The sequence below is a fragment of the Pseudonocardia sp. KRD291 genome (assembly GCF_019263595.1).
GTDB lineage: Bacteria > Actinomycetota > Actinomycetes > Mycobacteriales > Pseudonocardiaceae > Pseudonocardia.
This window is the reverse complement of sequence record NZ_JADQDD010000031.1, coordinates 1-19,964: the sequence shown is the minus strand read 5'-3', so window position 1 is coordinate 19,964 and position 19,964 is coordinate 1. Positions and strand designations below refer to the sequence as shown.

Annotated in this window: 20 protein-coding genes; 10 read left to right on the top strand and 10 right to left on the bottom strand. The window is 72.7% G+C overall.

Annotated features, from left to right (window positions below; translation table 11 throughout):
* The first annotated feature begins 126 nt into the window (after positions 1-126).
* From I4I78_RS07255 to I4I78_RS07240, 4 genes are all read left to right on the top strand, one after another.
* On the top strand, positions 127-489 hold the full coding sequence (locus tag I4I78_RS07255; RefSeq protein ID WP_218610432.1) for a helix-turn-helix transcriptional regulator: 363 nt from the start codon (positions 127-129) through the stop codon (positions 487-489).
* Positions 486-1,097: an SRPBCC family protein gene (locus I4I78_RS07250; RefSeq protein ID WP_218610431.1), complete on the top strand. Its 612-nt coding sequence runs from the start codon at positions 486-488 to the stop codon at positions 1,095-1,097. The genes I4I78_RS07255 and I4I78_RS07250 overlap by 4 nt, the downstream gene beginning before the upstream one ends.
* 19 nt (positions 1,098-1,116) lie before the next feature.
* Positions 1,117-1,617: an SRPBCC family protein gene (locus I4I78_RS07245; protein ID WP_218610430.1), complete on the top strand. Its 501-nt coding sequence runs from the start codon at positions 1,117-1,119 to the stop codon at positions 1,615-1,617.
* 67 nt (positions 1,618-1,684) lie between these two features.
* On the top strand, positions 1,685-2,635 hold the full coding sequence (locus tag I4I78_RS07240; protein WP_218610429.1) for a DMT family transporter: 951 nt from the start codon (positions 1,685-1,687) through the stop codon (positions 2,633-2,635).
* Positions 2,636-2,697: 62 nt separating this feature from the next.
* Here I4I78_RS07240 and I4I78_RS07235 read toward each other — a convergent pair whose 3' ends face one another.
* Both I4I78_RS07235 and I4I78_RS07230 read right to left on the bottom strand, forming a co-directional pair.
* On the bottom strand, positions 2,698-4,062 hold the full coding sequence (locus I4I78_RS07235) for an HNH endonuclease (RefSeq protein WP_218610428.1): 1,365 nt from the start codon (positions 4,060-4,062) through the stop codon (positions 2,698-2,700).
* Between the two features lie 334 nt (positions 4,063-4,396).
* A complete protein-coding gene (locus tag I4I78_RS07230) occupies positions 4,397-6,073 on the bottom strand; it encodes a ubiquinol-cytochrome c reductase cytochrome b subunit (RefSeq protein ID WP_218610427.1) in 1,677 nt (558 codons plus the stop codon).
* A 250-nt stretch (positions 6,074-6,323) separates the two neighbouring features.
* Here I4I78_RS07230 and I4I78_RS07225 point away from each other — a divergent pair, with 250 nt between their 5' ends.
* Positions 6,324-7,016, top strand: a complete 693-nt coding sequence (locus I4I78_RS07225) for a TetR/AcrR family transcriptional regulator (RefSeq protein ID WP_218610426.1) — start codon at positions 6,324-6,326, stop codon at positions 7,014-7,016.
* Positions 7,017-7,034: 18 nt separating this feature from the next.
* Here the strand turns inward: I4I78_RS07225 and I4I78_RS07220 are convergent, their stop codons facing one another.
* From I4I78_RS07220 to I4I78_RS07210, 3 genes are all read right to left on the bottom strand, one after another.
* Complete coding sequence (locus I4I78_RS07220) at positions 7,035-7,790, bottom strand: hypothetical protein (protein ID WP_218610425.1); 756 nt, start codon at positions 7,788-7,790, stop codon at positions 7,035-7,037.
* Positions 7,787-8,608: an ATP-binding cassette domain-containing protein gene (locus I4I78_RS07215; RefSeq protein WP_218610424.1), complete on the bottom strand. Its 822-nt coding sequence runs from the start codon at positions 8,606-8,608 to the stop codon at positions 7,787-7,789. Before I4I78_RS07215 ends, I4I78_RS07220 begins: the two co-directional genes overlap by 4 nt.
* 155 nt (positions 8,609-8,763) lie before the next feature.
* Entirely contained in the window at positions 8,764-9,378 is a 615-nt protein-coding gene (locus tag I4I78_RS07210; RefSeq protein ID WP_308251953.1) for a DedA family protein, read from the bottom strand.
* Positions 9,379-9,502: 124 nt separating this feature from the next.
* Here I4I78_RS07210 and I4I78_RS07205 point away from each other — a divergent pair, with 124 nt between their 5' ends.
* Positions 9,503-9,862, top strand: a complete 360-nt coding sequence (locus tag I4I78_RS07205) for a DUF1330 domain-containing protein (RefSeq protein WP_218610423.1) — start codon at positions 9,503-9,505, stop codon at positions 9,860-9,862.
* Between the two features lie 116 nt (positions 9,863-9,978).
* Here the strand turns inward: I4I78_RS07205 and I4I78_RS07200 are convergent, their stop codons facing one another.
* A complete protein-coding gene (locus I4I78_RS07200) occupies positions 9,979-12,153 on the bottom strand; it encodes a 3-hydroxyacyl-CoA dehydrogenase NAD-binding domain-containing protein (RefSeq protein WP_218610422.1) in 2,175 nt (724 codons plus the stop codon).
* A gap of 26 nt (positions 12,154-12,179) precedes the next feature.
* The gene (locus I4I78_RS07195) at positions 12,180-13,403 is read right to left on the bottom strand and encodes an acetyl-CoA C-acetyltransferase (RefSeq protein ID WP_218610421.1); all 1,224 of its coding nucleotides are present in this window, start codon (positions 13,401-13,403) and stop codon (positions 12,180-12,182) included.
* 173 nt (positions 13,404-13,576) lie between these two features.
* Between I4I78_RS07195 and I4I78_RS07190 the strand changes: the two genes are divergently transcribed.
* Both I4I78_RS07190 and I4I78_RS07185 read left to right on the top strand, forming a co-directional pair.
* Positions 13,577-14,323, top strand: a complete 747-nt coding sequence (locus I4I78_RS07190; protein WP_218610420.1) for a MerR family transcriptional regulator — start codon at positions 13,577-13,579, stop codon at positions 14,321-14,323.
* Positions 14,324-14,373: 50 nt separating this feature from the next.
* Positions 14,374-14,826 (top strand): thioesterase family protein, encoded by a 453-nt coding sequence (locus I4I78_RS07185; RefSeq protein WP_218610419.1) that lies wholly within the window; start codon positions 14,374-14,376, stop codon positions 14,824-14,826.
* Between the two features lie 6 nt (positions 14,827-14,832).
* On the opposite strand, the gene I4I78_RS07180 is transcribed toward I4I78_RS07185, so the two are convergent.
* Positions 14,833-16,008 (bottom strand): fumarylacetoacetate hydrolase family protein, encoded by a 1,176-nt coding sequence (locus I4I78_RS07180; protein ID WP_226379258.1) that lies wholly within the window; start codon positions 16,006-16,008, stop codon positions 14,833-14,835.
* 46 nt (positions 16,009-16,054) lie between these two features.
* The gene (locus I4I78_RS07175; RefSeq protein ID WP_218610418.1) at positions 16,055-16,807 is read right to left on the bottom strand and encodes an enoyl-CoA hydratase/isomerase family protein; all 753 of its coding nucleotides are present in this window, start codon (positions 16,805-16,807) and stop codon (positions 16,055-16,057) included.
* Positions 16,808-16,982: 175 nt separating this feature from the next.
* On the opposite strand from I4I78_RS07175, the gene I4I78_RS07170 reads away from it, so the two are divergent.
* On the top strand, positions 16,983-18,071 hold the full coding sequence (locus I4I78_RS07170; RefSeq protein WP_218610417.1) for an S-(hydroxymethyl)mycothiol dehydrogenase: 1,089 nt from the start codon (positions 16,983-16,985) through the stop codon (positions 18,069-18,071).
* Positions 18,071-18,700 carry an MBL fold metallo-hydrolase gene (locus I4I78_RS07165; RefSeq protein ID WP_218610416.1) on the top strand — a complete coding sequence of 210 codons (630 nt, stop codon included), beginning with the start codon at positions 18,071-18,073 and terminating at the stop codon, positions 18,698-18,700. The genes I4I78_RS07170 and I4I78_RS07165 overlap by 1 nt, the downstream gene beginning before the upstream one ends.
* A 151-nt stretch (positions 18,701-18,851) precedes the next feature.
* Here I4I78_RS07165 and I4I78_RS07160 read toward each other — a convergent pair.
* Positions 18,852-19,964, bottom strand: a 1,113-nt coding sequence (locus tag I4I78_RS07160) for an MFS transporter (protein ID WP_218610415.1), incomplete at its 5' end; no start/stop codon positions are given.

Below are 19,964 nucleotides of genomic sequence, written 5' to 3'. Positions count from 1 at the left end.
GCCTCGCCCGGTCCCAGTCAGTTGGTTCGTTAGTCATGTGAGTAACCATGGGACCGACGAACCGCGAAGTCAAGAGACTTCCTCTATTGGTCTTGACTAATATTAGTGTCTGCTCATACTTGGTCCATGCACGCGTTCGACGTCCTGGGGGACCCGGTCCGCCGGCGGGTCCTGGAAGTCCTGGCCACCGGCGAGCGGAGCTCCGGCGACGTCGTCGCGGTGATCTCCGAGGAGTTCGGGATCACCCAGCCGGCCGTCTCCCAACACCTGAAAGTGCTGCGCGACAACGGTTTCGCGACCGTCCGACCGGAAGGGAACCGGCGGATCTACGCCGTGGACCCGAGCGGCCCGGCCGTCGCCGAGGACTGGCTCGCGGGCCTGCGCGGGTTCTGGTCGCAGCGTCTCGACGCGCTCGGCACCGAGCTCGCCCGCGGGCGACGCGATCGCTCGAACGCACCCGACATCGCATCGAGGGGTAACCAGGAATGATCGACATCATCACCGAGCTGGACGAGGTACGCCGCCGGGTGCACGCGGGAGAGCGGGGCGACCAGGTCGCCGTGCGGCTCGAGCGCACCTACCGGGCCGGCGTGGAGGACGTCTGGGACGCCCTGACCGACCGGGGGCGGCTCGCCCGATGGTTCCTGCCGGTGAGCGGCGACCTGAAGGTCGGCGGGCACTTCGCCACCGAGGGCAACGCCGACGGCGAGGTCCTGCGCTGCGACCGGCCGTCGACGCTCGTGGTCACCTGGGGCGGCCCGGAGAGCGTGGTCACCGTCGAGCTGGCGGCCGACGGCGCGGAGTCCACCGTCCTGACCCTGGACCACTCGGTGACGGCGACGCCGGTGCCCGACGCGGGCGGCGCCCTCTACGTCGGCCCCGGCTGGGACGGCGCGTTCCTCGCTCTCGGGCTGCACCTGCGCGGGACCGACCTGGGCGACCCGGCGCAGTTCCAGAACTCGCCGGAGGTCCTGGAGTACAACGTCGGCCTCGTCCAGGCGTGGGAGGCCACGCTGCGCGAGTCCGGGATGGCCACCGAGGAGCAGACCCAGGCCGCGGTCGCGGTCGCCACCGCCCAGTTCACGACCCTGCCCTGACCACGATCGGAGAGCGACCATGACCACGATCGACACGCCCGCCGGGACCGTCACCCGGGAGCCGCACGGCCTCGACACGCTGCTGTTCCGGCGCGAGTACCCGGACCCGCCCGCGCTCGTGTGGCCGGCGCTGACCGAGTCCGACCGGCTGGCCCGCTGGTTCGGCTCGTTCACCGGCGACGCGCGGCCCGGGGGCCTCGTGGAGCTCACGATGACCAGCGCCGAGGACTCCGGCGGCCCGCCGTCGTCGGTGCGGGTCGTGGAGTGCGACCCTCCGCACCGGCTCGCGGTGTCGATCGAGCAGGACGGCTCGGCTCCGTGGGAGATCGTCGTGACGCTGGCCGACGACGCTTCCGGGGGTACCGTCCTGCACTTCGCCCAGACGTTGCCGGCGGGCTTCTCCCCGGCCGACGTCGGCCCCGGCTGGCACTGGTACCTCGACCGCCTCGGCGCGACCCTGTCCGGCGGGACGTTCCCGGACTGGGCCGACTACCCGGCGCTGGCCTCCCGGTACTCCTGAGCCCCGGTACTCGTGCGTCCCGGTATTTCGGTGCCCGCCGAACTCCGCCGGGCCTACCGTCGCGTCCATGACGGCAGGAGCGCACGGCGCGGGGACCCGGGTGGCGGTGGCGGCTGCGGTGACGGTGACGGCGTGGGCATCGGCGTTCGTGGCGATCCGCGCGGTCGGTCCGGCGTTCGGGGCCGGGCCCCTGGCGCTGGGACGGCTGCTGGTCGGCGGGCTCGCCCTGTCCCTGGCGGTGCTGGCGCGCCGCTCCTGGGTGCGCCCGACCCGACGGGAGTGGCTGTTACTGGCGGTGTGCGGGGTGAGCTGGTTCGGCGTCTACAACGTCGCGCTCAACGCCGCCGAGACCCAGCTCGACGCCGGGACGGCGGCCATGCTGGTCAACATCGGACCGATCCTGATCGCGCTCTCGGCCGGGGCCCTGCTCGGCGAGGGGTTCCCGAAGCCGCTGCTGGCCGGCACCGGGATCGGGTTCGCCGGCGCGGTACTGATCGGGTTCTCGACGGCCGGCGCGGGTTCGCGCTTCGACCTCACCGGCGCGGCGCTGTGCCTGCTGGCCGCGGTGACCTGGACGATCGGCGTGCTCGCCCAGAAGCCGGTGCTGCGACGGCTGCCCGCACTGCAGGTCACCCAGATCGCCTGCGTGATCGGGGCGGTGGCGTGCCTGCCGTGGGCCGGCGGGCTCGTCGACGCGCTGGGTACCGCCCCGGCACCGGCTGTCGCGGGGGCGGTCTACCTCGGTCTGGTCCCGACCGCACTCGCGTTCGGGACGTGGGCCTACGCGCTGTCGCGGATGGACGCGGGCCGGCTGGGCGTCACGACCTACCTCGTGCCGACGCTGACCGTGCTGATGGCCTGGCCGCTGCTCGGTGAGCTGCCACCGGCGGCGGCGCTGCTGGGCGGGGTGTGCGCGCTGACCGGGGTGGCGCTGTCGCGGTGGCACGGCCCGAGGCGCGCCCCGGCGGGCCCCGAGGTGCCCTCCTCCGCACCGAGGGCACCGGAGACTCTCCCGTGAGCGCCCGGCTGCCGGGCGAGCAGGGCATGTCACCCGTGGCCGGGACCGCCGCTCGGTCGTGGTCACCACGACCGGCGCCCGTGAGCTGCGGGACCGGCTGGGTCTGGAACTGCCCGCGGCCTGAGGTCGGGACGACCACCTGCGACGGAGCCGGTCGACCCCGGCGGTCCGGGGTCACGATGCTCGGCGGTGCGCCATGGTGGTGCGGTGTAGGTGTGTCCGGTCGGTGTGGTCGTTCGGACGCCCTCTTCGGTCCTTTCCACGCTCCACCCGGGTGTTTCGCGGAGATAGTTGTGGAGTTCGCACACACCTCTGCCGTTGTCGAACTCGGATATGCCGTCGTCGGCGGATCGTCGGATGTGGTCGAGATGTCGGATCGGCGCGTCGCAGTACGGTTCGCTGCACCGGTACCCGTCCCGGGCCCTGATCCACTCGGCGAGCACCCCGGTGAACAGGCGTTGCCGCGAGTCCCCGCCGATCACGATCCCGGCCCGGGTCAGTAGCCGGCGCAGGGTCTTGCGGCCGCTGCCGGTGGCCAGGACGTCGAGCGGGACCGGGCCGTGCCCGGGGATGTGCGCCGGCAGCGGCGAGTCGGGGTCGATCAACGCCTCGACCGGCACCACCACCTGCACCTCGACCGCGACATCGGGCGCGGTGACCTGTCCGGTAACGCGTTCGACCAGGGTGTCGGCCATGATCTGCCCGCGCCCGCGGGTCACCGGCTCCGAGCTCACCGCGGCCGCGTTGACCGCCTGAGCCAGGGCGGCGTAACAGGCGACGCCCTGTTCGAGGGGCAGGTGCGCGATCAGGTCGGTCATCCCGTCCGGAGCCGGGCGCAGCGACACCCGCCGCGCTTTACGCGCGGCGCGGGAGCGGGCGTGGAACCTCTCCGGCGCCACCTGCGCCGCGAGCGCCTGGACCAGGGTCCGAATCCGGCCCACACCCAGGTGCGCGACGTCGTGCGCGCCCAGACGGCGATCAACTTCTGCGCGCTCGGCCGCGTCGAGATCGGCGGTGGCGGCCGTGATGGTGGCGGTCTTGTAGGCGCTGAGCTCGCCCGCGGTGAACAGGGCGTGCACCCGGTGGTGTCCGTTGCGCAGGTCGCGGGCCATCCGCATCCGTTTCCCGCCCTCGGCGGGAGAGACCCGACACGCCAGCGCGATCTGCCCGGCGATGCTGCGTTCGAGCTTCTCCGGTTCCACCACCCCACCCGCCGTGCGGACCGCGGCGTGGCGGCGGGCGAACGCGTAGACCGCCGCGGACTGCAGCGCCGCGACCCGCTGCTGCAACGACTCCAGCACCGAGATCCGATCCACCAGACCCGCCTCCGACAGACTGCCGTCAGCGCACAACTCGTCGACCACACCCGGGTCCTGCTCGGCCAGCAGCCACACGAGCGTCGGATCGACCGGTGCGAATGCGGGCATCACGGGTTCCGGACAGGAGCCGCCCGGAACGGTAGTGATGTCGTCGACCGCGGTCATGCACTCATTCTATTCGAACAGATGATCGAACACGAGAAACTGTTTGCAATCGCGAATTCGGGCTCGCCACGGACAGTGGGGCGCGATCCGTCACAGCCGGACCCGCTCCCCCGCCGTCGACGGCCCGCACCGCCGCCTCGCCCCACGGGTACCGACGTCCGCACCGTGCGCGACCAGCAGCGCGACCCCGCCCCACTGGTCGCGATCGACCGCCCCACCGCAGCTGGACACGCACAGTCTCGACCGGCGACCGGACCTTCTCGTGTGCGCGTGCCCGTTACTCGGTCGGGTCCCGCGGACGTCCGGCGTCCGGACGTCCGGCCAGCTCGCGGCGCTCGTCCCGGGCCGAGAGCTCGCGCTCGTGCTCCTCGTGCCGGGCGCGGCCGAGCCGGGCCGTCTCGTCGGCCGGGTCCGGCGAGAGCAGCGTCCCGGACACCGGCGACCCGGCCGACCCGAGCTGGTTCATCCGCTTGGGCACCGACGTGCCCTGGTACTCCAGCGGGATGGCGTGACCGTGCGAGTCCACGCCGCCCAGCGGCTGGTGCACCTCGATGAACTCGCCGTGCGGCAGCCGACGGATGATGCCGGTCTCGATGCCGTGCGCGAGCACCTCGCGGTCGGACTTCTGCAGGCTCAGGCAGGCCCGGTAGCTCAGCCAGTAGGCGATCGGCGGCAGCGCCAGCATCAGGATCCGGCCCGCCCACGTCGTCGCGTTCAGAGAGACGTGGGCGTAGTAGGCGATCCAGTCGTTGAAGCTGGAGAGCACCAGCACCATGTAGAACGCGATACCCATGACGCCCAGCGAGGTCCGGACGGGCACGTCGCGCGGGCGCTGCAGCAGGTTGTGCAGCGCGTCGTCGCCGGTGAACCGGCGTTCGATCGACGGGTAGAGCCCCGCGATCACGAACAGCACCGGCAGGAACGCCGCGGTCGGCAGGAACACCGACGGGATCGTGTACTCACCGAAGAGGTAGAACTCCCACGGTGGGAAGATCCGCGCCATTCCGTCGGACCACATCATGTAGAAGTCCGGCTGCGAGCCCGCCGAGATGTGCGCCGCGTCGTACGGGCCGAGGTTCCAGATCGGGTTGATCTGCAGGACCCCGCCCATGATCATGGTGAGTCCGGCCGTGATGGCGAAGAACGCACCGCCCTTGGCGGCGAACTGCGGCAGGATCCGCACGCCGACGACGTTGGTCTCGGTGCGGCCGGCCCCGGGGAACTGGGTGTGCTTCTGGTACCAGACCAGTCCGACGTGCACGGCGATCAGTGCGAGCAGCAGCCCGGGGAAGATCAGCACGTGGACGATGTAGAGCCGCGGGATGATCTCCGTCCCCGGGAACTCACCGCCGAACAGGGCCCAGTGAACCCACGTTCCGGCGATCGGGACCGACATCGTGATGCCCGAGGCGATCCGCAGGCCGGTGCCGGAGAGCAGGTCGTCGGGCAGCGAGTAGCCGGTGAAGCCCTCGAACGTGCCGATCAGGATCAGCACGACCCCGATCACCCAGTTCGCCTCGCGCGGCTTGCGGAAGGCGCCGGTGAAGTACGTGCGGAACATGTGCACGAACATCGCGGCCAGGAACAGCAGCGCCGCCCAGTGGTGGACCTGCCGGAGGAACAACCCGCCCCGGTACTCGAACGAGATCTCCAGCGCGGACTCGTAGGCCCGGGACATGTGCACGCCGCGCAGGTTGTCGAACGGCCCGTCGTAGACGACCTCGGCCATCGACGGGTCGAAGAACAGGGCCAGCCAGGTGCCGGTGAGCAGCAGGATGATGAAGCTGTAGAGCGCGATCTCACCGAGCATGAACGACCAGTGCGTCGGGAAGACCTTGTTGAACTGCTTCCGCATCCCCGCGGCCGGGTGGTAGCGCTGGTCGAGCTGGTCGGCGGCGGCTCCCGCACGCACCTGGATCGACGGTGACGGTGCCGACGCAGTTGCCGGGCTCATGGTGTGCCCCCTCGCGCTCCGACGAACATCCCGCGACCCGGGCGTTCGCGGCCTGCTGACCGAAATATCCTTCTACTTTCAGTAGAAGTCAAGAGGGGCCCCACGGACCCCGATCGGTCGGTACCCAGTCTGCGTCCGCGACGACCGGAGCGCGCGCCGAACCCACGGGCGCCGGAGCGGGGCTCGCGCCCGACCAGGCCGGATGTAAGAGCACCGCTCTCTTATCGGATGAATGCTCTAGGATGACGGCGTGAACGCACCACGGACCGCCCGTGCCCGGGCCCGCGCGGAGCTGACCCGCGAGATCGTCGACGCCGCCCGCCGCCAGCTCGCCGACGTCGGCGCGGCCGGGCTCTCGCTGCGCGCGGTGTCGCGCGAGCTCGGCATGGTCTCGTCGGCCCTGCACCGCTACTTCCCCACCCGCGACGACCTGCTGACCGCGCTGATCACCGAGGGGTACGACGCCCTCGGTGACGCCGTGCAGGCCGCCGAGGCCACCGCACCGAGGGACGACCACCCGGCGCGCTGGATCGCCGTCGCGACGGCGATCCGCACCTGGGCGCTGGCGCACCCGCACGAGTACGCGCTGATCTACGGCTCGCCGGTGCCCGGCTACAGCGCGCCGAGCGAGACGACCCCGTCGGCCGCGCGGACGGTGACGACGCTGGTGACCGTGCTGGCCGACGCCCACGCCGCCGGGTGCCTGGACACCCCCACCGACGCCGTCCCGGCCCCGCTCGACGCCGATGTCGCCCGGGCCCGCGACGCGCTGGGGGTGGACCTTCCGGACGAGGCCCTGCTGCGCGGGGTGACGGCGTGGACGGCGTTGTTCGGTCACGTCACGTTCGAGCTGTTCGGCCAGTTCGAGAACGTGCTCTACGAGCGGGACGCGCTGTTCGCCCGGTCCGCGACCGAGCTGGGCCGCTACGTCGGGCTGCGATAGACCGCCGGCTCACCACCGTCACTCCGGCCAGAACCGGTCCCGCACCGCGCGGGGCAGGCGGCGGCGGACCGGCTCCAGCCGGTCACCCCACTCGTCCGGCCAGCCCTGCTCGCACCGCACCACGAGCGCCGCCGCGCCGACCACCAGGGCCATCGCCAGCAGCACGTCCCCGAACACCCCGACGCCGCCGCGGCCCGAGCCCAGCGCCGCGACCGCCGTCCCGACCGGCGGCAGCCACGAGCGGGTGCCGGTGACCACCACGAACGCCAGCCCGGCGAGCAACGCCCGGCCCAGGCTGCGGATCACCGGCCGGGCGCAGACCAGGCCCACCGCGACGCCGGACAGCCCGCAGGCCAGGTGCCCGAACAACCCCTCGATCAGGATCCCCGGGGTGGCCGTGGAGAACCCGGCGACCAGGCCCCACAGCACGGCGAGCACGGACAGCACCGCGACACCGGCCGCGCCGGCCAGTGCCACGCCCGCGACGACCGGCCCGCCGCCACCGGCCGCGGTCACGGTCACCGTGCGCGCGACGTCGTCCTCGGTGCCGGCCACGGAGTGCGTGAGCCAGGCCCCGACCGGGTAGAGCAGCAACGCCGAGGCCGCCCACGGCTCGGGCAACGCGCCCGGGTCGCCGCCGAACAGCACCGCCAGCACGACCCCGAACAGCAGACCCGGGACCAGGAACCGCTGCGAGCGGGCGATGTCCTCGCCGAGCATCCGCGCCACGGCCAGCGCCGCCGCGGCCCGCGCGGAGCCGGGGCCCGGCGTCACACCTGCTCCCGGACGACGTCGCGGACCGAGCAGCCCGCGGCCAGCGCGGCGGCCAGCCAGGCGTCGCTGTGCCGGGGCGGGAGCCGGACCACCAGCCGTCCCGGCGCCATCTCCTCGACCCGGGCGAGGGGAAGCCGGTCGAGGAGCTCACGCGGGTCGGACCGGAAGACCACCTCGACGCGCACGCGGACCCGCTCCCGCTCGGCGGCCGGTTCCGGCCCCGGCTCGAGGCGCCCTCCGGGGCCGAGCCGGCGCACCTGCGCGCCGGGCAGCGTCTCGGCCGTCCCGGTGTGGTCGGTGAGCAGCAGCCGGACGCGCAGGGCGGCGAGCCGCTCGTCCAGCGCGGCGACCGCCGCGTCGTCCAGGCCGGACCACGGCTCGTCGAGCACGAGCAGGTCGGCGCCGCAGCTCAGGGCCTGCGCCAGCCCGACCTTCTGGGCGTTGCCCTTGGACAGCGCGGCCATCGGCTCGCCGTCCTCACCGGAGAACCCGAGCTCGGTCAGCACGGCCTCGCCCGTCCGTGCGGCGTCCTCGGCCGGGACCCGGCGGATCGCCGCGAGGTGGCGCAGGTAGCGGCGGGCCGGCAGGCGCAGCAGCGCCGGGAAGCGGTCCGGCAGGTACCCCACGACGTCCGGGCGGCTCTCGACCCGGCCCGTCGTCGGCGTCTCGCACCCGGCCGCGATCCGCAGCAGGGTGGACTTGCCGCTGCCGTTCGCGCCGTGCAGCACGAACGGCACGCCCGGTTCGAGCTGCAGGTCGATCCCGGTGAGCACCGGGGCCCCGGGCCGGTAGGACTTGCCGACGTCGACGAGGCGCACCGCGCGTCTCCTCCCGCCGAGCCGTCTCTTTTCAGAGATCAGGCTGTCACATCGCGGCGGCGCGGATACCGGCTGGTCGGACGGAGGATCGGCAGGTCAGCGCACGGTGATCGTGGTCGTACGCTCCGCGGCGGGAACGGTGTCAGGTGCCGGGGTCAGGCGCCGGTCACCGGGTCGCGGCCACGCAGGCGGCGCACGACGAGCCAGCCGACCGCGAGCACGGCCACGACCAGCACCCCGGTGCTGATCGGGCCCATGTACTGCTCGATCACCTCCCAGCGGTCGCCGAGGAACCAGCCGAGACCGACGAACAGCGCGTTCCAGACGGCACTGCCGAGGGCGCTGAGAAAGGTGAACCGCATCAGCGGCATGCCGGAGATCCCGGCCGGGATGGAGACCAGGCTGCGCACCAGCGGGATGCAGCGGCCGACCAGGACGATCACGCTGCCGTGCCGGTCGAACAGCACGCGGCCCCGGTCGAGGTCCTTCTGGCTGGACAGCAGGAACCAGCGGTGCCCGGCCAGGCGGTGCACCCGCTCGTACCCGAGCCAGGCGCCGAGCGCGTAGAGCACCAGCGCGCCGGCCACCGCCCCGACCGTCGCCGCGCCCCAGACCGCGACCGGGTTCATCACGCCGACCTGCGCCCGGAAACCGCCCAGCGGCAGGATCACCTCGGACGGGACGGGCGGGACCACGTTCTCCAGGAAGATCAGCAAACCGATCCCGGCGGCGCCGAGACGGTCCACGATGGCGAACACCCACTCCGTCACGCCGTCCATGGTGCCCAAACAGCTCCGGTGACGCCGGGATCGTCCGGTTCTGCGGGATGAGTCACGATCGGGAACTCGCCCGGCCGCAGGTCGGGCGCGACGGGTCCGGGAGAGGATGTCACCCATGGCCGTGAACCCCACCGGATCCGACATGAAGGCGTTCCTCGCCGAGTCGCCGGACCAGCCCGTCGTCATGCTGAACCTGCTGCGCTTCGCCGAGGGCGGCGTCGAGCGCTACGACTCCTACATCGCCCATTTCCGCACGTTCGCCGAGAAGGTGGGCGCCTCGATCGTCTACTTCGGCCACGGCGGCGCACCGGTCGTGGCCGAGGCGGGCCAGGACTGGGATGCGGTGCTGCTGGTGTCCTACCCGAGCCGGCGCGCGTTCTCCGACATGGTCCGCGACCCCGGTTATCAGGAGGGCACCCACCTGCGCACGGAGGCCCTGACCGAGGCCGTCCTGCAGCCCACGACGCCGCACTGACGACCCCCACCGGCGACCCCCACCGGTGACCCGCACCGGTGACCCGCACCGGACGACCGACGCACGACACCCCCGCCGGAACGTGCTCCGGCGGGGGTGTCGGGTCGAGAGGTGCGTCAGGCCGCGGCGGTGGCCGACTCGCCCTGGGCGGCCCGGGTGCGCAGGCTGTCCGGGACGGCGAAGCGGTCACCGAACTTCTTCGCGAACTCGTCGGCGCGGGCGACGAAACCGGCCGGGCCACCGGGATAGCCCTCGATGTACTGCAGCACCCCGCCGGTCCAGGCCGGGAAGCCGATGCCGAAGATCGAGCCGATGTTGGCGTCCGGCACCGTGGTCAGCACGCCCTCGTCGACGCACTTGACGGTCTCGAGCGACTCCACGAACAGCATCCGCTCCGAGAGCTCGTGCAGGTCGACGTCGTGGTTGGTCGCGCCGAACTGCTCGCGCAGGCCCGGCCACAGCCCCGTCCGCCTGCCGTCGGCGTAGGAGTAGAACCCGGCGCCGGTGCTCTTGCCCTTGCGGTCGAACTCGTCGACCATCCGGTCGATGACCGCGTCCGAGGGGTGCGGGGTCCAGGTGCCGCCCGCGGCCTCGACGCCGGCCTTGGTCTCCTCGCGGATCTTGCGCGGCAGCGTGAGCGTGAGCTCGTCCATCAGCTGCAGCACCGGGGCCGGGTAACCGGCCTGCGAGGAGGCCTGCTCGATCGTCTGCGGGTCGATCCCCTCGGCGAGCATGGCGACACCCTCGTTGATGAAGGTGCCGATCACGCGGCTGGTGAAGAAGCCGCGCGAGTCGTTGACCACGATCGGCGTCTTCTTGATCCCCAGGGTGAGGTCGAACGCCTTGGCCAGGGCCGCGTCGTTCGTCCGCTCGCCGCGGATGATCTCGACCAGCGGCATCTTGTCCACCGGCGAGAAGAAGTGCAGGCCGATGAAGTCGTCCGGACGCTCCACCCCGGCCGCCAGCTCGGTGATCGGCAGCGTCGAGGTGTTGGAGCAGAGCAGGGCGTCCGGCTTGACGACCTTGACCGCCTCGGCGAACACCTCCTGCTTGAGCTTCACCGACTCGAACACGGCCTCGATCACGACGTCGCAGCCGGCCAGGTCGGCGTAGTCGTCGGTCGCGGTGATCCGCCCGAGCAGCGCGTCACCCTTCTCCTGCGTGGTCTTGCCGCGCTTGACGCCCTTCTCGACCAGGTTCTGCGAGTAGGCCTTGCCCTTGTCGGCGGCCTCCCGGGAGACGTCCTTGAGCACGACCTCCCAGCCGGACAGCGCGCAGACGTACGCGATGCCCGCGCCCATCATCCCGGCGCCGAGCACCGCGACCTTGGTGGGCGCCCACGTGTCGTGGCCGTCCGGGCGGGACTTGCCGCCGTTGATCGCCTGCAGGTCGAAGAAGAACGCCTTGGTCATGTTCTTCGAGACCTGGCCGCAGACGAGCTCGGCGAAGTAGCGGCCCTCGATCCGCAGCGCGGTGTCGAAGTCCACCTGGGAGCCCTCGACGGCCGCGGCCAGGATGTTGCGCGGGGCCGGCATCGGCGCGCCCTTGAGCTGCTTGCGCAGGTTCGCCGGGAACGCGGGCAGGACCGAGGCCAGCTGCGGGTTCGACGGCGTGCCGCCGGGGATCTTGTACTTCGGCTGGTCCCAGGGCTGGCTCGCCTCCGGATTGGCCGCGATCCACGCCTTGGCCTTGTCCAGCATCTCCTCCGGGGTGGCGGCGAGCTCGTCGATGATGCCGAGCTCGAGTGCCTTGTCCGGCTTGTGCCGCTGGCCCTGCGCGAGGACGTTCATGAAGCCGTTGGCGATGCCCAGCATGCGGGTGATGCGGGTGACGCCGCCGCCACCGGGCAGCAGGCCCAGGGTGACCTCGGGCAGGCCGTAGATGACGCCCTTGGCGTCGAGCCCGATCCGGTGGTGACAGGCCAGGCCGATCTCCAGGCCGCCACCGAGCGCGGTGCCGTTCATGGCCGCGACCACCGGCTTGCCCAGGGTCTCCAGCTTGCGCAGCTGCGCCTTGACCTCGGTGACGTTCTCGAAGACGGCGGGCGCGTCGTCGGCCTTGGCCGAGGACAGCGACTCCAGGTCGCCGCCGGCGAAGAACGTCTTCTTGGCCGAGGTGAGGATGACCCCGGAGAGGTCGTCCTTGGCGGCGACGAGCGCGTCGACGACCTCGCCCATCGCCTCCTTGTAGCGGTCGTTCATCGTGTTGGCGCTGCGGCCGGGGTCGTCGAGGGTGACGATCGCGATGCCGTCGGCTCCCTTTTCCCAGCGGACGGCCTTCTGCTCACTCACTGTGCTACTCAGTCCTTCCGGGGTCTTCAGGAGACGCGCTCGACGATGGCGGCGATGCCCATGCCGCCGCCGACGCAGAGGGTGGCCAGGCCGCGGCGCAGCTCACGGCGCTCGAGCTCGTCGAGCAGGGTGCCGAGGATCATCGCGCCGGTCGCGCCGAGCGGGTGGCCCATCGCGATCGCGCCGCCGTTGACGTTCGTCTTCTCGTGCGAGATGCCCATGTCGCGCATGTAGCGCAGGGCGACCGCGGCGAACGCCTCGTTGATCTCGAACAGGTCGATGTCGTCGACCGTCAGACCGGCCTTGGCCAGCGCCTTCTTCGACGCGGGCGCCGGGCCGGTGAGCATGATCGTCGGATCCGCACCGGAGAGCGCGGTGGCCACGATCCGCCCGCGCGGGGCGATCCCGGCGGCCTTGCCGGCCCGCTCGGTGCCGATCAGGCACAGCGACGCGCCGTCGACGATGCCCGACGAGTTGCCGGCGTGGTGCACGTGGTCGATCTTCTCGACCCAGTGGTACTGCTGCAGGGCCACCGCGTCGAAGCCGCCCTGCTCGCCCATCATCTCGAACGAGGGCTTGAGACCGGACAGGCTCTCCAGCGTCGCGCCGGCGCGGATGAACTCGTCGTGGTCGAGCACGGTCATGCCGTTGCGGTCCTTGACCGGCACGACCGACCGCGCGAAGTAGCCGTTGGCCCACGCCTTGGCCGCGCGCGCCTGCGACTCGACGGCGAACGTGTCCACGTCGGACCGGGAGAAGCCCTCCAGCGTGGCGATCAGGTCGGCGCCGATGCCCTGCGGCACGAAGCCGGTGGAGTAGGAGGTGTCCGGGTCCATCGCCCAGGCGCCGCCGTCGGAGCCCATCGGCACCCGCGACATCGCCTCGACGCCGCCGGCCAGGACCATCTCCTCCATCCCGGAGCGGACCTTCTGCGCGGCGGTGTTCACGGCCTCCAGCCCGGAGGCGCAGAAGCGGTTGAGCTGCACGCCCGCGACGGTGTCCGGCAGGCCGGCCGCGATGGCCGCGGTCTTGGCGATGTCACCACCCTGGTCGCCGATCGGGGACACGACGCCGAGCACGACGTCGTCGATCGTCGCCGGGTCGAGCTCGGGAAAACGGGCCCGCATCTCGTCGATCAGGCCGATCACCAGGGAGACCGGCTTGACCTCGTGCAGCGAACCGGAGGCCTTGCCCCGGCCGCGCGGCGTGCGGATCGCGTCGTAGATGTACGCCTCGGGGATCTCGCTCATGCGAACCTCTCGTCTGGATCGGCGTGGGCTCGGCGCGCCGGTTCGCGCGCCCGGTGGAACGCCTCGACCTCTTTATAACAGCAGTACTGTCACATAGGTCAAGGGACCGGCCCCGGATCACATGTGACAGCGGTACTGTCATATGGGCGGCCGGATGACGTAGCCTTCCGCCCATGGCCGCGCCGACCACCCCCGACGAGGACCTGCTGACGGTCGACCAGCTCGCCGAGCGCACCGGTGTCTCGGTCCGCACGATCCGCTTCTACGCTGGCCGGGGACTGCTCCCGGCGCCCCGGATGCGCGGCCGGACCGGCCTCTACGACACCGCCCACCGCGCCCGCCTGGAACTGATCGGCGAGCTCTCCGCGCTGGGCTTCACGCTGGCCGCGATCGAACGTCAGCTGGAGCGGATCCCGCACGACGCGGGTCCGGAGGAGCTGTCCCTGCAGCTGGCCCTGCTCACGCCGTGGGCCCCCGAGGAACCCGACGACGTCGACCGCGCCGGTCTGCACCGCCGCGCCGGCCGGACCCTCGACGACGACGGCGTCCGGGCCCTGGAGGCGCTCGGCGCCCTGACCGCGCTCGACGGCGACCGCTACCGGCTGCACGGCCCGACCGCGCTGGCCAGCGGGCTGGACACGCTCGACTCCGGGTTGTCGCCGGAGCTGTGGCGCCGCGCGCACGAGATCATCGAGCGGCACACCACGGCGATGGCCGAGGACCTGATGACCCTGTTCCAGGACGAGGTGCTGCAGCCCTACCGCGACCGCGGACGCCCGGCGAAGGAACGCCGCGACCTCGCCGCCGTGATGGCCCGGCTCAAGCCGGTCACCGTGCACGGCGTGGTCACCGCGTTCGGGCGGGCGGTCAACCGCAGCATCCGCGACCGGGTCGGCAACCGCGGCGACACGGAGTCGTGACGCGGGCGTTCCGCCGCACACCGGGGCGGCGTTCGCCCTATTCTCGGCCGATGGCCCAGCCCTCCGCCGACGGCGCGTTCGAGTTCCCGGTCCGCGTGCGCTACCACGAGGTCGACGCACAGGGCGTCGTGTTCAACGCCTGGTATCTGGCCTGGTTCGACGAGGCGATGACCGAGTTCCTGGAGCACCGCGAGCTCTCCTACAGGACCATGCTCGACGCCGGCTACGACGTGCAGCTCGTGCACTCCGAGCTCGACTGGCGGGGCGGGGTCGGTTGGGGCGACGACACGGTCGTCGCGGTGTCGACGGCCAAGATCGGACGCACCAGCTTCGCCCTGGACTTCCAGGTCCGGGTGGCGGGCGAGGACGGCCGCGAGGTCACCTGCGACGCGCGCACCGTCTACGTCGTCATCGCCGTCGACGGCTCCGGCAAGCAGGAGATCCCGTCGATCATCGCGAACGCGCTGGGCGAGCCGAGGCCGCTCCTGCCGTTCAAGGAGTAGCCCTCGTCAGACGCGGGCCGGCGCCACCCTCCCCCGGACCTCGCCGAGGGAGAACCGGGTGCCGTCGGCGCGCGGCGCGGTCGCGGTGAGCACGACCTCGTCGCCGTCCTCGGCGTAGGTCCGGGTGGCGCCGCCGGAGAGCACGATCGGCTCGGCCCCGCCCCAGGACAGCTCCAGCAGCGAGCCCCGCTGCTCCCGGCGCGGGCCGGAGACCGTGCCGGAGCCGAGCAGGTCCCCGGCGCGCAGCCCGGCCCCGTTCGACGTCAGGTGCGTGACGAGCTGGGCCGCGGTCCAGTACAGGTCGCGCGCCGGCGGGGTGGAGACCCGGTCGCCGGCCAGGTGTACGCCCAGCTCCAGGTCCAGGCCCCGGTCGGCGTCGCCGGTCAGGTACCCGAGCGGCTCCGGGTCGCGGGCAGGCGGGTCCGTCCAGGCCCCGGTCAGCTCGTCGAGCGGGGTCACCCAGGCCGAGATCGACGTGGCGAACGACTTGCCCAGGTGCGGGCCGAGCGGGCGGGTCTCCCAGCCCTGGATGTCGCGGGCCGACCAGTCGTTGAGCAGTACCACGCCGAACACGTGGTCCAGTGCGGTGTCCATCCCGACCGGGCCCGGGGCCGGGTCGCCGAGGACGAACCCCAGCTCCGCCTCGACGTCCAGGGTGCGGGTCGGGCCGTGGTCGCCGGGGCCGCGCTGACCGCACGGGCGCACGACCGGGGTGCCACTGACCCGCACCGTCCCGGCCCGGCCGTGGTAGCCGACCGGCAGGTGCTTCCAGTTCGGGGCGAGCGGCTCGGAGTCCGGGCGGAAGATCAGCCCGGCGTTGCGCGCGTGCTGCTCGCACGCGTAGAAGTCCACGTAGTCGGCGACGGCGAACGGCAGCACCGGCGCCAGGCCCTGCGCCGGGAGCCGGTAGGGCGCGAGCCGCTCCGGGTCGGCCAGCCATCCGGCCAGCCACTGCCACACCTCGCGCCACGCCGGGCGCCCGGCGGCGAGCAGGGCGTCCAGGTTCGGGGCGGTGAGCAGGTCCGGGTGCGGCCCGCGTTGCGCGGTCGCCAGCGAGCCCACGTCGAGCAGCGCACCGCCGGGAAGCGGCGCGGCGATCCGGGAGTGCCCGGGCCGTCCCGCGCCGGCCACCGCGCCGAGCGCGACTCCCATCGGGGGCAACGGTTCCGACGGCGTCGTCATGGCCCGCACCGTACCGATCGGCGCCCCCGGCGTGCCGTGCCGCGCTTCAGCGCCGCGACATCGCCTCGACGAACGCGCCGATCGTGCCGTCGCCTGCGTGCCGGACCCACAGCAGGGTCGTGGTGGCGTCGTCGTCGGCGTAGCGCTCGGCGCGCTCGTGCGCCTCCCGCCGTAGCGCCGCCTTGGTCGCCGCGAACGTGTCCGACGGCGTGAGCGCGGCCAGGTCGGCGGCTGCCGTCACCGCGCGGTCCGCCAGCTCGTCCGCGGCGACGACGTGGTCCACCAGCCCGACCGCGACCGCGTCCTCCGGGGACAGGGTCCGCGCCCCGACGATCATGCGGCGGGCCGCGACCTCACCCATCCGGTGCCGCACGACCTCCAGCGCGATCCGCGGGAAGGGGACACCGACCTTCAGCTCCGGCAGCCCGATCCCGGCCTTCCCGTCGGCCATCAGCACGACGTCCGCGGCGGCGGCCAGTACACAGCCCCCGGCGACGGCGTGCCCGTTGACGGCCGCGACGACCGGCTTGCCCAGCGCGAACGCGGCCGCGAACAGCTCGGTGAGCGCGGGCAGGAACTCCTGGACGTAGTCACCGCCGCCGTCGACGATCCGGCGCAGGTCCACACCGGCCGAGAACGACCGTCCGGTCCCGGTGAGCACCACGGCGCGCGCGGGGTCCGCGACCAGCTCGCGCAGCACCTGCGCGAGCTCGGTGCAGAGCTCCACGTCCATCGCCCCGACCGGGCCGTGCTCGATGCGCAGTACCGCCACGTCGCCGTGGTCCTCACGATGGATCATGCGCGTCACCGTAGTGCCCGGCCCGCCGCCCGGGCACCGGCGCGGACCGGTCGGCGACTTATTCTGCGACGCTCGACCGGGTACGGCCGTACCCGGCCTGACACCGCGGACAACACATGTCACAGTCGCCATAGGCTTACAGATCCCCGGTCACCGACGAGCGGAGCAAGAGGACATGGCACAGCACGTACGCGGCGTCGTCGCGAGGTCGAAGGGCGCACCGGTCACGGTCGAGACGATCGTGGTCCCGGACCCCGGCCCCGGCGAGGCGGTGGTGAAGATCCAGGCCTGCGGGGTCTGTCACACGGATCTGTCCTACCGGGAGGGAGGGATCAACGACGAGTTCCCGTTCCTGCTCGGGCACGAGGCGGCCGGGATCGTCGAGTCGATCGGCGACGGCGTCGTCGACCTGGAGCCCGGCGACTACGTCGTGCTCAACTGGCGGGCCGTCTGCGGCGTCTGCCGGGCCTGCAAGAAGGGCAAGCCGCAGTACTGCTTCGACACCCACAACGCGAAGCAGTCGATGACCCTCGAGGACGGCACCGCGCTCTCCCCCGCGCTGGGCATCGGCGCGTTCGTCGAGAAGACGCTGGTCGCCGCCGGCCAGTGCACCAAGGTCAACCCGGAGGCCCCGGCCAAGGTCGCGGGCCTGCTCGGCTGCGGCGTGATGGCCGGGCTGGGCGCGGCGGTGAACACCGGCGGCATCGGGCGCGGCGACTCGATCGCGGTGATCGGCTGCGGCGGCGTCGGTGACGCGGCCATCGCCGGTGCGGCGCTGGCCGGAGCCACCACGATCATCGCGGTGGACACCGACCCGCGGAAGCTGGAGTGGGCCCGGGGCTTCGGCGCCACCCACACGATCAACGCCAAGGAGGAGGACCCGGTCGAGACGATCCGCTCCTACACCGACGGCAACGGCGCGGACGTCGTCATCGAGGCGGTGGGGCGCCCGGAGACCTACAAGCAGGCCTTCTACGCCCGCGACCTGGCCGGCACCGTCGTCCTGGTCGGCGTGCCCTTCCCGGACATGATGGTCCCGGAGATCCCCCTGATCGACTTCTTCGGACGCGGCGGCGCGCTGAAGTCGGCGTGGTACGGCGACTGCCTGCCCAGCCGCGACTTCCCGATGTACGTCGACCTGTACCTGCAGGGCAAGTTCCCGCTGGACAAGTTCGTCACCGAGGAGATCGCCCTGGACGGCGTCGACCAGGCCTTCGAGAAGATGCACAAGGGCGAGGTCCTGCGTTCGGTGGTGATCTTCTGATGGCCGGCCCGATCGACCACGTGACCACGTCCGGGACGTTCAACCTCGACGGCGGCAGCTTCGACGTCGACAACAACGTCTGGATCGTCGGCAACGACACCGAGGTCTTCGTGATCGACGCCGCGCACGACGCGGACGCGATCGCGAAGGCCGTGGGCGAGCGCCGGGTGAAGGCGATCGTCTGCACGCACGCGCACGACGACCACATCAACCAGGCACCGGAGCTGGCCGACCGGTTCTCCGCGCCGATCTGGCTGAACCCGGCCGAGAAGGTCCTCTGGGACATGACCTGGCCGGACCGTCAGCCGGACGGCGAGCTGCACGACGGCGACGTGCTGAGCGCGGGCGGGGTCGACCTGCGTGTGCTGCAGACCCCGGGCCACTCGCCCGGCTCCTCCTGCCTGTACGCGCCGGAGCTCGGGATCGTGTTCACCGGCGACACCCTGTTCCAGGGCGGCCCCGGCGCGACCGGGCGTTCGTACTCGTCGTTCGACACGATCATCGAGTCGATCCGCACGACGCTGTTCACGCTGCCCGGCGACACGCAGGTGCGCACCGGGCACGGTGACTCGACGAAGATCGGCGACGAGTCCCCGCACCTCGAGGAGTGGATCGCGAACGGCGGGTAGCCCCGCCCCGCACGCGTCGGGCCCGGTACCGCACCCGCGGTACCGGGCCCGACGCGTCCCGTCACCGAAACATGTCCGGGTTGGACGAGCGCTCCGCTCGTGCACCCCAGGTGGACCAGAGCTCCGCTCGTGCAGCGGCGGTGGAGCGCGCTCAGCCCCGGCGGCGCCGCCCGGGCCGTACCGCCGGCGTCAGGACGAGCAGGAACAGCGCGGACACGCCGAACGCGGCGGCGAAACCGAACGGCTCGGCCACCGCGCCGAGGCCGCTCGCCCCGAGCCCGGTGCCGGCGTCGTAGGCGACGTTCCACGCGGCGCTGGCGGTGCCGTAGCGCTGCGGGCCGGCCGCGGCGAACAACGCGACCATGGCGTCGTTCTGCACCAGACCGAACCCGGCCCCGACGACGGTCGCCCCGGCCACGAGCAGCACGCTCCCGCCACCGGAGAGCACGACCAGCACCATCCCGGCCGCGGCGAGCACCGTCCCGACCGGCAGCAGCGCGCCGGCCCGCCCGCGCCGGTCGGTGATCTCCCCGGCGACCCCGCGGCCGACCAGCGAGCCGAGCGCGGTGAGGAACAGGGCCAGCGGGATCGCGACCGTCGCCCTCGAGGCCAGCAGCGGGGCGAACGTGATGATCCCGCCCTGCGCGGTGGAGCAGGCGAGCATGGCCAGCACCGGCGCCGCACGCACGGCGCGGCCGGGGCGGGCTCCCGCGGGCCCGGCGGCATCCGCACGCGGGCCCGGCCGACCGGCGCCGGCGACCCGGGCGGGCGCCCGGCCGGTCCCCGGCCCGCGCAGGAACAGCACGACCACCGCGGCCAGCACCGGGCCGGCCCCGGCCGCGACGAACACCCCGGTGAAGCCGAGCACGTCGGCCACGGCCACCCCGGCCGGCAGGAACAGCAGCTGCGGCACGCCCACCGCGTAGCCGAACCAGGCCGAGGCGCGGCCGTGCTCGGCCGGGTCGACGAGCTCGGCGACCAGCGCGCTGCCGGCCACCGTGAGCAGCCCGAACCCGACGCCGCGCAGCACCGCGACGGCCAGCACCGGGCCGAGGTCCGCGGACAGCGCCAGCAGTGGTGCGGGCGCCCCGAGCAGCACCATCCCGGAGCACAGGACGGCCCGGTGCCCGACCCGGCGCAGCAACGCCGGCACCCCGAGCTGGACGGCCACCGTCACCGCCATCAGCACCCCGGTGCTCAGTCCCGCACCGAACTCGCCCGCGCCGCCGCGCGAGACCCACAACGGGACCACCGGCAGCAGCAG

What these genes read in the sequence shown, in the direction of transcription:
- I4I78_RS07175 (WP_218610418.1), bottom strand. Translation starts at nt 16,807, where the DNA reads ATGATCCATCGTGAGGACCACGGCGACGTGGCGGTACTGCGCATCGAG.
- I4I78_RS07245 (WP_218610430.1), top strand. Translation starts at nt 1,117, where the DNA reads ATGACCACGATCGACACGCCCGCCGGGACCGTCACCCGGGAGCCGCAC.
- I4I78_RS07190 (WP_218610420.1), top strand. Translation starts at nt 13,577, where the DNA reads ATGGCCGCGCCGACCACCCCCGACGAGGACCTGCTGACGGTCGACCAG.
- I4I78_RS07185 (WP_218610419.1), top strand. Translation starts at nt 14,374, where the DNA reads ATGGCCCAGCCCTCCGCCGACGGCGCGTTCGAGTTCCCGGTCCGCGTG.
- I4I78_RS07205 (WP_218610423.1), top strand. Translation starts at nt 9,503, where the DNA reads ATGGCCGTGAACCCCACCGGATCCGACATGAAGGCGTTCCTCGCCGAG.
- I4I78_RS07230 (WP_218610427.1), bottom strand. Translation starts at nt 6,073, where the DNA reads ATGAGCCCGGCAACTGCGTCGGCACCGTCACCGTCGATCCAGGTGCGT.
- I4I78_RS07240 (WP_218610429.1), top strand. Translation starts at nt 1,685, where the DNA reads ATGACGGCAGGAGCGCACGGCGCGGGGACCCGGGTGGCGGTGGCGGCT.
- I4I78_RS07165 (WP_218610416.1), top strand. Translation starts at nt 18,071, where the DNA reads ATGGCCGGCCCGATCGACCACGTGACCACGTCCGGGACGTTCAACCTC.
- I4I78_RS07170 (WP_218610417.1), top strand. Translation starts at nt 16,983, where the DNA reads ATGGCACAGCACGTACGCGGCGTCGTCGCGAGGTCGAAGGGCGCACCG.
- I4I78_RS07250 (WP_218610431.1), top strand. Translation starts at nt 486, where the DNA reads ATGATCGACATCATCACCGAGCTGGACGAGGTACGCCGCCGGGTGCAC.
- I4I78_RS07235 (WP_218610428.1), bottom strand. Translation starts at nt 4,062, where the DNA reads ATGCCCGCATTCGCACCGGTCGATCCGACGCTCGTGTGGCTGCTGGCC.
- I4I78_RS07180 (WP_226379258.1), bottom strand. Translation starts at nt 16,008, where the DNA reads ATGACGACGCCGTCGGAACCGTTGCCCCCGATGGGAGTCGCGCTCGGC.
- I4I78_RS07195 (WP_218610421.1), bottom strand. Translation starts at nt 13,403, where the DNA reads ATGAGCGAGATCCCCGAGGCGTACATCTACGACGCGATCCGCACGCCG.
- I4I78_RS07255 (WP_218610432.1), top strand. Translation starts at nt 127, where the DNA reads ATGCACGCGTTCGACGTCCTGGGGGACCCGGTCCGCCGGCGGGTCCTG.